Raw genomic sequence first — 15412 nt, 5'->3', positions numbered from 1 at the left:
TGTGAGAACTAAAAATCATATTTTATTCATATAAAAAAAGCCGATTTCGTTTAGAAATCGGCTTTTTCTTTTGGGTTAAAACTTCTGTAGATTCTTGTGATTGTGTTTTCGTTTATAATGCGTTTGTTTGAGATTCTTTTTATCTCCAGAGATGATACTTATAGTGCCATCAATTTCTAGCATAGCAAGCTTTACATCAGAGAAATGTTCGATTCCGTGTTCACGCATTGCTTCTTTTAATTCGTCGTCAGAAATGTCTAATTTGCTTAATATAGTAAAGTCTAGTTTTCCGTTGTGAATTAGGACTTGTGGTTTATCCAATAATAAATCACTAACTATTTTGTATTTGTGGGTTAGTTTTTTAATGATGAAGTTAATTACAAATAAAACAAGAGCGGCAACTAAACCTCCGGAAAGACTTGTGTCAGGACCAACCATTGCATTTTGAACGGAGTTACTAATTAATAAAATCAGAATAATGTCGGCAGTATTTAATTGCGAAAGTTCTTTTTTTCCAAAAACTCTTAAGGCAATTGTCATAAAAAAATAAACCGCAACGCTTCTAAAAATAATATCTAAATAAGGAAATTGTATCATTTTGATTCTTTTGTTTTATTAAAGTTAAATAAAAAAGCTTTGTCAAAGTTTTAAACTTCGACAAAGCTTTGCGTTGAGTTTTGTCATTCCGAGGAACGAGGAATCTTCGCAAGAAGCTCGACAAAGATAATCGATTTTGTTTGCGGAGTTACTTGCGAAGATTCCTCGTTCCTCGGAATGACAAGATTGTGTATGATCGTATTTTGTTAATTTTTTTTTTTAAGTCTTGGCTTAAAACTTCGACAAAGCTGCTAAATTATTTATGTGTAATTAAGTTTAAATGAACTTTGCTTATATCAGTTTAAAATTCTTTTCGATTGCTTTAATCATTTCTCCGGCAACATCCTTATTGGTTGCGCCTTCGATTCCTTCAAGACCTGGAGAAGAGTTGACCTCTAGTAATAATGGTCCTTTTGATGAACGAATAATATCAACTCCGGCTACTTTTAAGTCCATTGCTTTTGCGGCTTTTATGGCGATCTTTTTTTCTTCGGCAGTAACTTTTATAACTGAAGCTGTTCCTCCAAGGTGAATATTTGCCCTAAATTCTCCCGGCATTGCTTCACGCTGAATGGCTGCAACCACTTTTCCGTCGATTACAAAACAACGAATGTCTTTTCCGTTTGCTTCTTTAATGAATTCCTGAACCAAAATATTAGCATTTAAGCTTTTGAAAGCATTAATAACACTTTCTGCCGCTTTTTTAGTTTCAGCCAAAACAACACCTTTTCCTTGTGTTCCTTCTAATAATTTTACGATTAAGGGTGAACCTCCAACCATTTTAATTAAATTGTCAGTATCAAGAGGGGAGTTGGCAAAACCAGTTGTTGGAATATCGATTCCGCTATTTAAAAGCAATTGAAGTGAGTATAGTTTATCACGTGATTGTGTTATGGCTGTAGCCGAATTTAAAACAAAAACTTTTAAAGCTTCAAACTGACGCGTTAAGGCACAACCGTAAAATGTAATGCTCGGTCTGATTCTGGGAATAATAGCATCAAACTGATTTAATATTTTTCCGCCTCTGTAATGAATTTCAGGGGTTTTAGCGTCAAGCTTCATGTAGCATTCTTTAATGTTTAAAAAATGCATTTCATGACCGCGCATTTCGCCTGCTTCCATGATTCGTTTATTGCTATATAGTTCTGGGTTACTGGCTAAAAGACCAATACGTAAACCAGAAGTTGCTTTCTCAGAGTTTTGGTATAATTCTTTTAAAGCTTCGGGAGTAGGTTGTCCTAATAAATACTTTTCTTCAGGATCTACCAAGACACGTCCACTCATGGCTTCACGTCCTAAAAGCATTCTGAAACCCATAGAGTCACGATTGGTTAAGGTCATTTCTATTGGCCATTTTATATCGCCAATTTTTAGATGAGTCTGAATTACGTAACGGTGTTCTCTAAAGCCACTTGAACTTTTTACAATTCTTTTATCAACCAAAGGAGCTTCGCAATGAATGATGGTTTTTATATTATTCTGAATTGGATTGATATCGAATTTTACCCAATTGGCATCATTTTTTATGAAAGGAGCTATGTTTATCGCGTGCATTGCCGAAGTTTTGGCGCCAGAATCTACACGAGCCTTAATGGTCGGGATTCCTAGTTCTGGAAATGAACACCATTCTTCGCTACCTAAAATGACTTTGTTTTGAAGCATACGTAGTTTTTATTATAGAATTTAATATTCAAAAATAACTATTTACTTTTGATAAATATAGAATTTGAACTAAAGAATAAACCCGTTATGTTATGAAAACGTAACGGGTTTGTTATTTCTGTTATAAAGTTAAACTTTTTATTGATTCGTTGGCTCTTCGGCTTTATGAATTTCTACAGAAAGTTCCTGAGAGTCATCTTTTAGATCCATTAAAATCTCATCACCTGAGTGTATTTTTGAAGTGATGATTTCTTCTGCTAACAAATCTTCAACATATTTCTGAATGGCTCTTTTTAGAGGTCTTGCACCAAATTGTCTGTCAAAACCTTTCTCTGCGATAAATGCTTTCGCTTTATCTGTAAGATTCAATTTGTAACCTAATTCAGAAACACGAGTATATAGTTTCGCAAGTTCAATTTCGATAATCAAATCAATATCGTGTTTTTCTAATGCGTTAAATACGATTACGTCATCAATTCTGTTTAAGAATTCAGGAGCGAAGGTTTTTTTCAATGCATTTTCGATTATGCTTTTTGAGTTTTCATCGGCTTGAGCCACTTTAGCAGCAGTTCCGAATCCTACACCTTGTCCAAAATCTTTTAACTGACGTGCACCAACGTTAGATGTCATGATAATGATTGTGTTTTTAAAGTCAATTTTGCGACCTAAACTATCTGTCAAATATCCATCATCAAGAACTTGAAGCATCATATTGAACACATCTGGATGTGCTTTTTCGATCTCATCTAATAACACAACACAATATGGTTTTCTGCGAACTTTTTCGGTCAATTGACCACCTTCTTCGTATCCTACGTATCCTGGAGGCGCTCCAACTAAACGAGAGATTGCAAATTTTTCCATGTACTCGCTCATGTCAATACGGATTAACGCATCTTCAGAATCGAATAATTCTTTTGCAAGAACTTTTGCTAATTGTGTTTTACCAACTCCAGTCTGACCTAAGAAAATAAACGAACCAATTGGTTTGTTCGGATCTTTAAGTCCGGCTCTGTTACGCTGAATAGAACGTGCGATTTTAAGAACGGCTTCATTTTGACCAATTACTTTGTTCTGAATCAATTCAGGTAATTTGGCTAATTTGTTGCTTTCTGTCTGTGCAATTCTGTTTACAGGAATTCCGGTCATCATCGAAACAACATCGGCTACATTATCTTCTGTAACTTCAATTCTATTGTTTTTAGAGTCTTCTTCCCATTGTTCTTGTGCAACAGCAAGATCTTTTTCGATACGTTTTTCGTCATCGCGAAGTTTGGCAGCTTCTTCGTATTTCTGTTTTTTAACCACCAAGTTTTTCATTTCGCGAACTTCTTCTAACTGACGTTCTAAATCAAGAATTTGTTTAGGAACATCAATGTTAGTAATGTGCACGCGAGATCCTGCTTCGTCAAGAGCATCAATAGCTTTGTCTGGTAAAAAACGCTCAGACATATATCTGTTGGTTAATTTTACACAAGCTTCAATTGCTTCTTGAGTATACGTTACATTGTGGTGATCTTCGTATTTGTCTTTTACGTTGTTCAAAATAGCAATTGTTTCTTCAACAGAAGTTGGTTCTACAATTACTTTCTGGAAACGTCTTTCAAGAGCTCCGTCTTTCTCAATATATTGTCTGTACTCATCAAGAGTAGTAGCACCAATACATTGAATTTCGCCTCTCGCTAAAGCAGGTTTAAACATGTTTGAAGCATCTAGAGAACCAGTTGCTCCACCAGCACCTACAATAGTATGAATTTCATCAATGAAAAGAATGATATCGTCATTTTTCTCTAGTTCGTTCATTACAGCTTTCATTCTTTCTTCAAACTGTCCTCTATATTTAGTTCCTGCAACTAAGCTGGCTAAATCTAGAGTTACAACACGTTTGTTGAAAAGAATACGAGATACTTTCTTTTGGATAATACGTAGCGCAAGTCCTTCTGCAATAGCAGATTTACCAACTCCAGGCTCTCCAATAAGTAGCGGGTTGTTCTTTTTTCTACGGCTTAAGATTTGCGAAACACGTTCAATTTCTTTTTCGCGTCCTACAACCGGATCTAGTTTTCCTTCCTCGGCCATTTCTGTTAAATCTCTCCCAAAATTATCTAGAACCGGAGTTTTAGATTTTTTGTTTGACTTATTGGCGGGATTATTGAAACTACTTTCTTTAAGACTGTCATCTTGTCCTGAATCATCATTATATGATTCGTTTCTTGGCAAGTTTTCTAAGAATTCTTCTTCGTTTGGAGTCATGTTTAAATATTGTTCTTTAGCTATGTCATAATCTATTTTTAGCTTATTCAACAGCTTGGTTGTTGGATCGTTTTCGTTTCGTAAGATACATAAAAGCAAGTGAGCTGTGCTAATTGACGAGCTTTGAAATACTTTTGCTTCCAGAAAGGTTGTCTTCAGTGCTCTTTCCGCTTGACGGGTAAGATGAAGATTTTTCTTTTCAGCATTTACTTCAACGCTTTGATTGGCTGGACTCAGTATTTCTACCTTCCTGCGTAAATGATCTAGATCGACTGCAAGGTTATTAAGTATATGAATAGCTTTTCCGTTTCCATCCCTTAAAATGCCTAGCATTAGATGTTCAGTACCAATAAAGTCGTGGCCCAAACGTAAGGCTTCCTCTTTACTGTAGGTAATAACATCTTTTACTCTTGGTGAAAAATTATCATCCATAATATATAATTGGTATTGTAAATTTAGTGAATTACAGTTTGAAAAACAAAAACCGTACCCTTCAAGAACTCCTGACAGCTAATTGACAAAAAAAATAACAATAAAAGCGTTAAAAAACGCTTAATTTATTAACTAAAAGTAGAAATAAAGTTGTTAATAAATCATTGAAATAAGTGTAAGGAAATAGCTGAAAAAATTCCAAAAAAACGTATCTTGGCACGCTTTGAAACTAATATAATTTTTTAAACATAACAACTTATGTCTGACGGAGAAAAGTTAATTCCTATTAACATAGAAGATGAAATGAAATCTGCTTACATCGATTATTCGATGTCAGTAATTGTATCGAGAGCGCTTCCTGATGTTAGAGATGGCTTGAAACCTGTACATCGAAGAGTTCTTTACGGAATGTATGATTTAGGTGTAACTTCAAGATCTGCCCACAAAAAATCTGCAAGAATCGTAGGAGAGGTTCTGGGTAAGTATCACCCACACGGAGATACTTCGGTTTATGATGCAATGGTGCGTATGGCTCAAGAATGGAGTATGCGATATTTATTAGTGGATGGTCAGGGTAACTTTGGTTCTGTTGATGGTGATAGTCCTGCAGCAATGCGTTATACTGAGGCCAGAATGCGTAAAATATCTGAAGATATTATGGCAGATATCGAAAAAGAAACAGTTGATTTTCAATTGAACTTTGATGATACATTATATGAGCCAAAAGTAATGCCAACAAGAGTACCTACTTTATTAGTAAATGGAGCAACAGGTATTGCAGTTGGTATGGCTACAAATATGCCTCCACACAATTTAACTGAAGTTATCAACGGAACACTTGCGTACCTTGATAATAACGATATTGAAATTGACGAATTAATGACACATATTAAAGCTCCGGATTTTCCAACCGGTGGTGTAATATATGGTTATGAAGGAGTTCGTGAAGCTTTTAAAACTGGTAGAGGGCGTATTGTAATGCGTGCTAAAGTTGGTTTTGAAGAAGTTGACGGAAGAGAATGTATTATTGTTACTGAGATTCCATATCAGGTTAACAAAGCCGAAATGATCAAGCGTACGGCTGATTTAGTTAACGATAAAAAAATTGAAGGTATTGCCAATATTCGTGACGAATCTGATAGAAACGGTATGCGTATCGTTTATATCCTGAAACGTGATGCTACGCCAAACGTAGTATTGAATACCTTATATAAATATACTTCATTACAATCTTCTTTTAGTGTAAACAATATTGCACTTGTAAAAGGTCGCCCACAAATGCTGAATCTAAAAGATATGATTCACTATTTTATTGAGCACCGTCATGATGTAGTAGTTCGTAGAACACAATTTGAATTACGTAAAGCCGAAGAAAGAGCGCATATTTTAGAAGGATTAATTATTGCTTCTGATAATATTGATGAAGTAATTGCAATTATTAGAGGTTCTAAGAATACAGAAGAAGCTCGTGAGAAATTAATCGAAAGATTTAAATTATCAGATATTCAGGCTCGTGCTATTGTTGAGATGCGTTTACGTCAGTTAACAGGTCTGGAGCAAGATAAATTAAGAGCTGAGTTTGAAGAATTGATGAAATTAATCGAGCACTTAAAAGCTTTATTAGCAGATGTTGATTTAAGAACTAAATTAATTAAAGAAGAGCTTGAAGAAATTCGTGAGAAATACGGAGATGCTCGTCGTTCTCAAATTGAATATTCTGGTGGAGATGTAAGTATCGAAGATTTAATTGCAGATGAAAATGTAGTAATTACAATTTCTCATGCAGGTTATATCAAACGTACTAATTTAACAGAATATAAAACTCAAAATAGAGGAGGAGTTGGACAAAAAAGCGCAGGAACAAGAGATCAGGATTTCCTTGAGCATATGTTCGTTGCAACCAACCACCAATATATGATGTTCTTTACGCAAAAAGGGAAATGTTTCTGGATGCGTGTTTACGAAATTCCTGAAGGAAGCAAAACGGCAAAAGGTAGAGCAATTCAGAACTTAGTAAATATTGAAAGCGATGATAAAGTAAAAGCTTTCATTTGTACACAAGACTTAAAAGACAAAGATTATATCAACAGTCATAATCTTGTAATGGTAACTAAACAAGGTCAGGTCAAGAAAACTTCTTTAGAGAAATATTCTAAGCCTAGAGTAAATGGTGTTGCTGCTATTACGATTAAAGAAGGTGACGAATTACTTGAAGCTAAATTAACTAATGGAGAAAGTCAAATTATCCTGGCAGTTAAATCTGGTAAATTGGTTCGTTTTGAGGAAACCAAAACACGTCCGATGGGAAGAACAGCTTCAGGAGTTCGTGGAATTACTTTAAAAGATGAAACTGATGAAGTAATTGGTATGGTGACAGTTGATAAAGAGAATGTAAACGATACACAAATTTTAGTTGTAACTGAAAACGGATACGGTAAACGTACTAAATTAGTTGATGACGATGGTGAAGATGTTTACAGAATTACAAATCGTGGTGGAAAAGGTGTGAAAACGCTTAACATAACGGAAAAAACAGGAAAATTAATTTCTATTAGTAACGTGACTGATGCTGATGATTTGATGATTATCAACAAGTCTGGATTAACAATTAGAATGGCTATTGAAGATTTACGTGTAATGGGTCGTGCAACGCAAGGAGTTCGATTGATTAACTTAAAAGGTAAAGATTCTATCGCTGCTGTAACGAAAGTAATGAAAGACGATGTTGCCGAAGTTGTTGTTGACGAAGATGGAAATGTTATTGAATCAGTGATCGAAAGAGTTAAGCCGGATTTAGAAGTTCTTGAAGATGATGGAACTGGTGATGACGATGAAGATGATGATACTGATGAAGAAGTTGAAGACGAAGATGATTCTGAGGAAGAAGAAGAGTCTGAGGAATAAAAAGTAACCACTTATAATTAAATATACAAATTGAATACTATGAAAGGTAAATATGTAATACTTGCATCAGCATTATTGATTTCAGTAGCTACTTTTGCTCAAAAAGATCAAATTAAAAGCGCTGAGAAAGCATTAAAAGGAGGAGATGCTCAAGGAGCTCTTACAATCCTGAAAGATGCTGAAAACTTGGTAGTAAATGCCAAAGATGTTGAACAAGCTCAGTACTATTTTGTAACAGGTAACGCTTATTTGGATTTAGCAAATAAAAAAGTTGAAGAAAGTAAAAACTTGTCACTTGCTGCTGAAGCTTATAAAAAGTTAATTGAAGTTGAAAAAACAAGTGGAAAGCTTAAATATTCTACTCAAGCTGCAGCTTCTATTACTGATATTAAAGGAAAATTAATCAATTCAGCGATTGCAGATTCAAAAGTAAACAAGAATGCTGAGGGTGCTAAAAAATTGTATGACGCTTATTTATTAGATAAAAAAGATACAATCAATTTATACTATGCAGCTTCGACTGCTGTAAATGCACAGGATTTCGATCTTGCTTTACCAATGTATGAAGAATTGAAAAAAATCAATTTTTCTGGAAAAGGAACTAGCTATACTGCTGTAAATAAAGCTTCTGGTAACGAAGATGGTTTTAATACTGCTAACGAAAGAGATTTAGCTGTAAAATTAGGAACACACGAAAAACCTAAAACTGAACCAATTCCTTCTAAAAGAGGTGAGATTTACAAAAACTTAGCGTTGATTTTAGTTCAAAAAGGACGTACTGAAGATGCTAAAAAAGCTGTTGCAGATGCAAGAAAAACAAATCCGGACGATAGTTCTTTAATTCTTACTGAAGCTAACTTATACTTAGAAACTAAAGATTATGAAACTTACAAAAAATTAGTAGGTGAGGCTTTGCAAAAAGAACCAAACAACGCTGATTTAGTATTTAATCTAGGAGTTCTTAGTGGAAATGCAAAAAATACTGCTGATGCTGAAAAGTATTATTTGAAAGCGATCGAAATCAATCCAAACTATACAAATGCTTACCTTAACTTGGCAGCATTGAAGTTGGAAGCTGAGAAACCTATCATTGATGAAATGAACAAGTTGGGAACTTCTGATAAAGACACAAAACGTTACAATGTGTTAAAAGCACAAAGAGAGAATGTTTTTAGAGGAGTTATTCCATACCTTAAAAAAGCAAACGAATTAGATCCTAAAAACGAAGATGTTTCTAAAACATTATTAGGGGTTTACAAAGCGTTAGAAATGACTGCTGAAGCAAAAGCTTTAAAAGCTACAATGTAATTGTAAACAGATTTAAAATAAAAAAAACCATTCGCCCGGCGAATGGTTTTTTTATGCCTAAAAATTACTTCATTATAGTAAAGTTGCAGTAAGTGTAATAGTTGTGTTTAAAAGTTTAGAAATAGGACATATTTCTTTGGCTTTTGCGGCGGTTGTAGCGAATTCCTCGGCTGAGATGTTTGGTACTTTTCCTTTTAAATCCAAATGAATCAAAGTAATTGTGCCATCTTCAAAAGTTACTGTGGCTTCTGTATTTAAATCATCTGCGGTAAAACCCCCTTCGTTTAATAGAAAACTTAATTGCATCGTAAAACAGCCAGAATGTGCTGCAGCAACAAGTTCTTCTGGGTTTGTTCCAACACCATCCGCAAATCTTGTTTTAAAGGATAGCTGTGCTTTGTCTAGCGTTGTGCTTTGCGTACTAATGGTTCCTTTTCCTTCCATGCCGGTTCCTTGCCAGTTGGCATTTGCTTTTCTTGTAAATTTCATTTTCGTTGTTATTAGGATTAATAATTGAATCTGTTTATTTTTCTGATTATCAATAGATAATGAGATTATCAAATATAATCAATATTTTGTAGAACTGTTTTGTGAAATTTAATGAGAATGTTAAGTTTAGGGTTTCATGTTTCAGGTTGAAATGAGATAAATATTGGAGTGAATTTTACCGCAAAGTACGTAAAGCTTTATTTTGTAGAATTGCGAACTGAGTTAGACCTGACAGGTTTTTAAAACCTGTCAGGTCTACTTTGTGTTTTCAAAACAATCTATTATAAGAAACTTTGCGCTCTTTGAGGTTAAAAAAAACGTTACAACAAAAAAAAGGTGTAATGAATTTTCACTACACCTTTTATAATTTATTTCAACTTAAATTTTACTCTTGACCTAAGTTTCTTAATTGTTTCAATTTGTCTTTCCAAACTTCAAGGCTTTCTTTGTGAATAGCGATGTTTTTGCGAACTTCAAGAACAATTGAGTTTTCTTTTTTAGCATTTTTTGTATTAGCAAAAAACTGAATGTTATTCTCTAATTGGAAAATTTCATTTCGAACTTCTTCAATTTTACGCATCAGGAAAATCTTCTCATTATCCAGTTTACGTGTGTCATTACTGTCAGATAATGAGTCAATACGATTAGAAAAACGTAACATTTCAGTTTCTTTTTTACTCAAACTTAATTTTTCAAAAAGAGCATCCAGGATTTTGTTAAATTTTCCTTCGATATGACGTCTTGAAAAAGGAACTTTTCCGTAGCCCTTCCAGATTTCGATATGCGCTTTAATGGCGTCTAAATCAGTTTTGTGATCACCAGTAAGTTGATAAGCTCTTAAGATGTCTAAATATGCTTTTTTGTTATCAAAAGCAGCTACTTCATCAACATTTTCTTCTGATTTATGTTCTTTTAATTTATCAAAATAATGGTTACAAGCATCTTTAAATTCTTTCCAGATTTTATCAGAATATTTTTTAGGAACGTGACCAATTTGTTTCCACTCCTCCTGAATTTGCTTCATGATTGGAGTTGTTGCGCTAAAATCAGTACTTTCTTGTAGTTCTTTTGCTTTGGCAACAAGAGCCATTTTTTTGTTTAAATTGTCGTTTTGATCTTTTTTAATGTCTTTATAAAAAGAGTTTTTAAAAGAATTAAAGTTTCTAACGGCAGTTTTAAATGCAGCCCAAGTTTCTTCATTTACTTCAGATGGAACTTTTCCGGCAGCAAAAAACTCATTTCTAAGTGCTTCTACTTTCTGAATTTGTACTAACCATTGTGAGTGCGAGTTAACTTTTTCAGTTCCTAAAACTTCAATTTTACCAATGATTTCTTTTTTAACTTCAAGATTTTTTTGCTCGTTTGCTCTTTGGCTTTCAAACAAAATTTCTCTTTTATCGTGGATTTTTTTAGTCAATTCGCTAAACTTGTTCCAGATTACATCACGGTGTTCTTTAGAAACGGGGCCAATATCTTCTTTCCAAATTCTATGTAAATCCTGTAATTCACGGAATGCTTTGCTGATGTCCGTTTCATTAACTAATTCTTCAACACGAGCAATTATTTTTTGCTTTTGCTCTAGATTGTATTTAAAATCTAAATCTCTGGCTTCACGATCTAAATGCAGATAATCATAAAAATTTTCTACATGAAAATGATAGTTGTTCCAAACGTGATTGTATTTATCTTTTGGGATTGAACCGGCATTTTTCCATCTTTCTCTTAAATCATTAAAATGTTTAAGTGTGTCTTTGATGTTTTCCTGTGGATTAATAAGCTCTTTAAGCTCTTCAACAATTGCAAGTCGATTCTCTAAATTTGATTTTAGGTTGGTTTGCAAATGCTTGAAATGCTCATTTCTTTTTTCTCTAAATACATTATAGTATTCATCGAATTTAGATTTTAGCGGAGAGTGATATTCAAATTCCTCGTTCGGGTCTTGATTAGAAGCATTAAATTCTTCCTTTTTTTCCTCGATAAGGTGGTTGTATTGTAGTAAAAATGACTTTTTAATTTCTTCGATATGATCTTTTACAGACATTACTTTATCTGTATTAATCAATTTTTTTAGTTCATCAACAAGTGCATCCAAAGAAAAAGTATCATAATCCTGCATAGGAATTTCATGACGCTCTTTTAGCGTTTCATCTTCACTTTCTTCGGCATTCGAATTTGTTATAGCATCTAATGCAGTTTGATGTGCAGTTTCTGTTTCTTCGGCTGTATTTTCTACTTCAGATTCAATTTCAGAAGTTGAGATTTCAGCAGCAGTTTCAGGCTCTGATGTTTCAATTGCATTATCTTGTGCAGAATCGCTAATTTCGATTTCTAATTTTCCGTCTGCTTCTTGCAGGTTATCATTCTTTTCTTCTAACATTATTTAATGTATAAGGTTTTTATTTAAACAGAGCGAAAGATAGTAAAGGTGTTTCTAAATACAAAATAAATCGTTTGTTTATACGCTATTTTCCGATGAAATTCTTATTTATTGCAGTATTTTACGAATATCATATCGGTTTTTTTACTCTTTTTTTTGAAGTAAATTTAAATTCTGATTTAATAGAAATTTTAGAAAATTGAAATTAAATTAATATCATTTGCCTGAAATTTTAATTTTACTTTAAATTAAAATAAAATCAACATTCCTACTTCGATACCGTAATTATAAGTTTTATGACCTCCAAATCCTATGCTAGGATGAATGTAAGCCATATCGTTTTTGGTAATTTTTCGACCAAATTCAATAAAAGTATTATTTGGGTAGCCTTTATTAGTGGCATTGTATCTAAAAGCTACATCTGCAGCAACCCAGTTTTTGCCAAAGATATACATGAAGTAATTTTCGAAAGCGGTTAGATTTATGGCATTCCGATTGTCTGATCCTGCGAAGCTACTTTGATTTTCAAGCGAAGTTATCCATAGTAATTTATTTAGGACAAGATATTTTCCATAGAATACGGCGGGTGCAACCACCCATTTTCCACTTCCCAGAGCGGGATCTGCGGCAGAATTAGAAATAATTCTTGCTCGAAAGGCGATTCCGCCATTCTCATGTTTCAAGTAAGGAATGTAGCTAATGCCAAATCCAATGTCTCCAATTCCAGTTTTATTAATCGAAGAAGTATTTGTAGAAACTAACGGAAGGTCGACTCTTAAATTCCAAGCTTTATTTGCAATAGGATGTAAGAATCGAATTTCTGTTGTATTAAAAGAACCTGTCTCAGTATCTAAATACTCATTAAAGAGTAAAATAGTTTTTAAGTAATAATGATACCGAGCCTCAGTATAAATATTTTGAGAGTTTTCATTTAAGTCTTGACTCTTTTCTTGTGCCAGGACAGAAAATGTGATTAGAAGATGAAACAAGAATAATGTTTGTAATTTATTCATAACTACTTATAAATGAGTAGTCTAATTTATGAAAATTACGTTAATGTTTTATTTGTAACTGAATTTTTATTTATTCCAGATTTTCCAGGCTTTTTCGGCTTGAAAAATAAGCATATCGTAACCATTCTTTATTACTGCTCCTTTTTCTTTCGCATTTTTTAAAAACTGAGTTTCTGCCGGATTGTATATTAAATCGTAAGCAATATGTTTATCTGTAAAAAACTCGTATGGAAGATCAGGGCAAGCTTCTATATTTGGGCTTGTACCAACTGGAGTACAATTGATAATAATTTTATAGTTATCAAAAGTTGTAGCGTTAATTAAGTTGTAGTCAATAATGTTTTCTTTGGCTTCTCTCGAAACAAAAGTGTAAGGAATACCTAGTTCATCAAGAGCAAAAGCGACACCTTTTGATGCTCCGCCTGTGCCTAGAATAAGTGCTTTTTTATGATGTGGTTCTAATAATGGTTCTAATGATTTTTTGAAACCATAATAATCAGTGTTGTATCCTTTTAATTTTCCGCTTTTAGTGAATTTAATTGTGTTAACTGCTCCAATTAAAGCGGCTTTTTTTGATAGTTTATCTAAAAAGGGTATGACTTGTTCTTTATACGGAATTGTAACATTTAAACCTTTTAAATCAGGATTGTTTTTTACCAATTCGGTAAAATAATTAATTTCAGAAATATCGAAATTTTCGTAGCTGTTGCCGGCAAAAACTTCATCACTAAATTTTTCTGTAAAATATCCTTTCGAAAATGAATAACTAATATTACGGCCCAACAAGCCAAAACGTCTTCTTAAAGTATCAATCATTATTGTTTTCTGTGTTTTTCAATGTAATTTTTAACCATTTTTTTTGACCAGACTACTGGAAATAAATCTTCGATTAAGATATAATTATCAAAGTTTAAACGCAAACCATTGCTTAAATGAAATTTTGCTTTTGTATTGTCCTGAATCATAAAGTACAATCCGGCCAAACGGTATTCGATTTCGTTTTCTTCAGGAAAATATTCTGAAGCTTGTAACAAGGTTTGAATAGCGCTTTCGAATTCACCTAAAAATTGTAGAATATCAACCCAAAATAACCAGGTATCTAAGGCGTAATCTCCAAATTCTACTGCTTTTCTATAACCAAACTCAGCTTCCTCAAAAAAGTTCATTTGTTTATTGATCGTCGCATAACGTTTCCAATATAAACGATTTTGATTGTCAATAGCTAATGCTTTGTTGACAAAGAACAAGGCTTTTTGAAAGTTTTTTTGACGAACATAAAAGTCCGTAATAGCAATCCAGCCTTTATCTAAAAGCGGATCTTCGTGTACAGTCTGGTTGTAATATTGTAATGCTTTTGCAGTATTACCAAGTTTTTCGTGGCATTTTCCAATACGCAATAAAGCATACGAAGTTGCATCGTCTAATTCGATCGTTCTGTTATAGCTTTCTATAGCTTCACTGTATTTTTTTAGGCGTTCGTAAGCTTTTGCTTTTTCCATAAAAGCTCCCAAAAACTCATCGTCGATAAGAGTTGCATAGTCAAAAGCGCGAATCGCATTTTCGTATTCTTTTACACCATAATGTAAACGTCCCAACTGATGCCAAGCGATTTCGCTATATGGGTTTTTGTTGATATAATCGTTAAGATATACAATGGCTTCTTGGTTTTGATCTAAAAATTCAAAACAATAAACGACATTGTATAAAGCAGATTGATCTTCTAAATCTTCTTCCAGACATTTAATAAAACTGTCTTTTGCCATCTCAAGGTTATCCATAAATAGATATTCCATTCCAATTAAATTGTACACGTCAGCGTAATCGTCAGTATATTGCAAAGCAATTTTAAGTAATTCTACCGCTTTTTCGTGTTGATCTCTTTTAGAACAAATATTTGCTTTCTGGATGTAAATTTCCTCGTTGTTGGGTTCAATTGCATACAACTCATTCAAGAGTTTTTCGGCGATTTCTAGTTTGTCGTCGTAAACCAACATTTCTACTTGTACTAATTTTAAGCCCGTAGATTTTGGGTGTTGGTCTAATGCAAGTTTCAAGGCCTTTTTTGCTAAATTAGCCTTACCTATATCTAAATAATGAAGTATAATTTCTTCAAATTCTTCAGAATCAAAAAAGAGTACCTTGTTAGTTTTTAACATAGACTCAAATTTGGATAGGGATAGGTTATAATCTTCTTCTTCGTTGCTTAATTGCATACTTTGTTTATTTGAAATTAGCCTGTTATAAATTTAGGCAACCATATTATTGTTGTGGGGAAAGGAAATTAATTGTTGTGAACAATTTAATTAACAATATGGACAGAATTCCATTCTGTTTTTAGTCATAATCTTCTTATTTTTAAAAAGACTATTAGTTATTA

Annotated in this window: 10 protein-coding genes; 2 read left to right on the top strand and 8 right to left on the bottom strand. The window is 33.3% G+C overall.

Features of this window, described 5'->3' with window-relative positions; all coding sequences use genetic code 11:
* Nucleotides 1-75: 75 nt before the first annotated feature.
* The 3 genes from IW18_RS11675 to IW18_RS11665 all read right to left on the bottom strand — a co-directional run bounded on the left by IW18_RS11675 (nt 76) and on the right by IW18_RS11665 (nt 4944).
* A complete protein-coding gene (locus IW18_RS11675) occupies nt 76-597 on the bottom strand; it encodes a DUF421 domain-containing protein (RefSeq protein ID WP_041517898.1) in 522 nt (173 codons plus the stop codon).
* 291 nt (nt 598-888) lie between these two features.
* Entirely contained in the window at nt 889-2259 is a 1371-nt protein-coding gene (rimK, locus tag IW18_RS11670; protein ID WP_041517897.1) for a 30S ribosomal protein S6--L-glutamate ligase, read from the bottom strand.
* A 138-nt stretch (nt 2260-2397) separates the two neighbouring features.
* The gene (locus IW18_RS11665) at nt 2398-4944 is read right to left on the bottom strand and encodes an ATP-dependent Clp protease ATP-binding subunit (RefSeq protein ID WP_041517895.1); all 2547 of its coding nucleotides are present in this window, start codon (nt 4942-4944) and stop codon (nt 2398-2400) included.
* A gap of 258 nt (nt 4945-5202) precedes the next feature.
* Between IW18_RS11665 and gyrA the strand changes: the two genes are divergently transcribed.
* The gene (gene gyrA / locus IW18_RS11660) at nt 5203-7848 is read left to right on the top strand and encodes a DNA gyrase subunit A (RefSeq protein ID WP_041517893.1); all 2646 of its coding nucleotides are present in this window, start codon (nt 5203-5205) and stop codon (nt 7846-7848) included.
* Nucleotides 7849-7887: 39 nt separating this feature from the next.
* Nucleotides 7888-9156, top strand: coding sequence for a tetratricopeptide repeat protein (locus IW18_RS11655; RefSeq protein WP_041517892.1), 1269 nt, complete (start codon nt 7888-7890; stop codon nt 9154-9156).
* A 72-nt stretch (nt 9157-9228) separates the two neighbouring features.
* On the opposite strand, the gene IW18_RS11650 is transcribed toward IW18_RS11655, so the two are convergent.
* From IW18_RS11650 to IW18_RS11630, 5 genes are all read right to left on the bottom strand, one after another.
* On the bottom strand, nt 9229-9645 hold the full coding sequence (locus tag IW18_RS11650) for an OsmC family peroxiredoxin (RefSeq protein WP_041517890.1): 417 nt from the start codon (nt 9643-9645) through the stop codon (nt 9229-9231).
* A 385-nt stretch (nt 9646-10030) separates the two neighbouring features.
* Nucleotides 10031-12022, bottom strand: a complete 1992-nt coding sequence (locus tag IW18_RS11645) for a DUF349 domain-containing protein (RefSeq protein WP_041517889.1) — start codon at nt 12020-12022, stop codon at nt 10031-10033.
* 248 nt (nt 12023-12270) lie between these two features.
* Nucleotides 12271-13035, bottom strand: coding sequence for a hypothetical protein (locus IW18_RS11640; RefSeq protein ID WP_052480147.1), 765 nt, complete (start codon nt 13033-13035; stop codon nt 12271-12273).
* Between the two features lie 66 nt (nt 13036-13101).
* Nucleotides 13102-13851 (bottom strand): shikimate dehydrogenase family protein, encoded by a 750-nt coding sequence (locus tag IW18_RS11635; RefSeq protein WP_041517887.1) that lies wholly within the window; start codon nt 13849-13851, stop codon nt 13102-13104.
* Nucleotides 13851-15248 carry a tetratricopeptide repeat protein gene (locus IW18_RS11630; protein ID WP_041517885.1) on the bottom strand — a complete coding sequence of 466 codons (1398 nt, stop codon included), beginning with the start codon at nt 15246-15248 and terminating at the stop codon, nt 13851-13853. Before IW18_RS11630 ends, IW18_RS11635 begins: the two co-directional genes overlap by 1 nt.
* Nucleotides 15249-15412: the final 164 nt, after the last annotated feature.

Source organism: Flavobacterium hibernum, from assembly GCF_000832125.1.
In the GTDB taxonomy this organism is placed as follows: domain Bacteria; phylum Bacteroidota; class Bacteroidia; order Flavobacteriales; family Flavobacteriaceae; genus Flavobacterium; species Flavobacterium hibernum.
The sequence above is the reverse complement of the archived record's forward strand: the minus strand, read 5'-3'. Positions and strand labels throughout refer to the sequence as shown.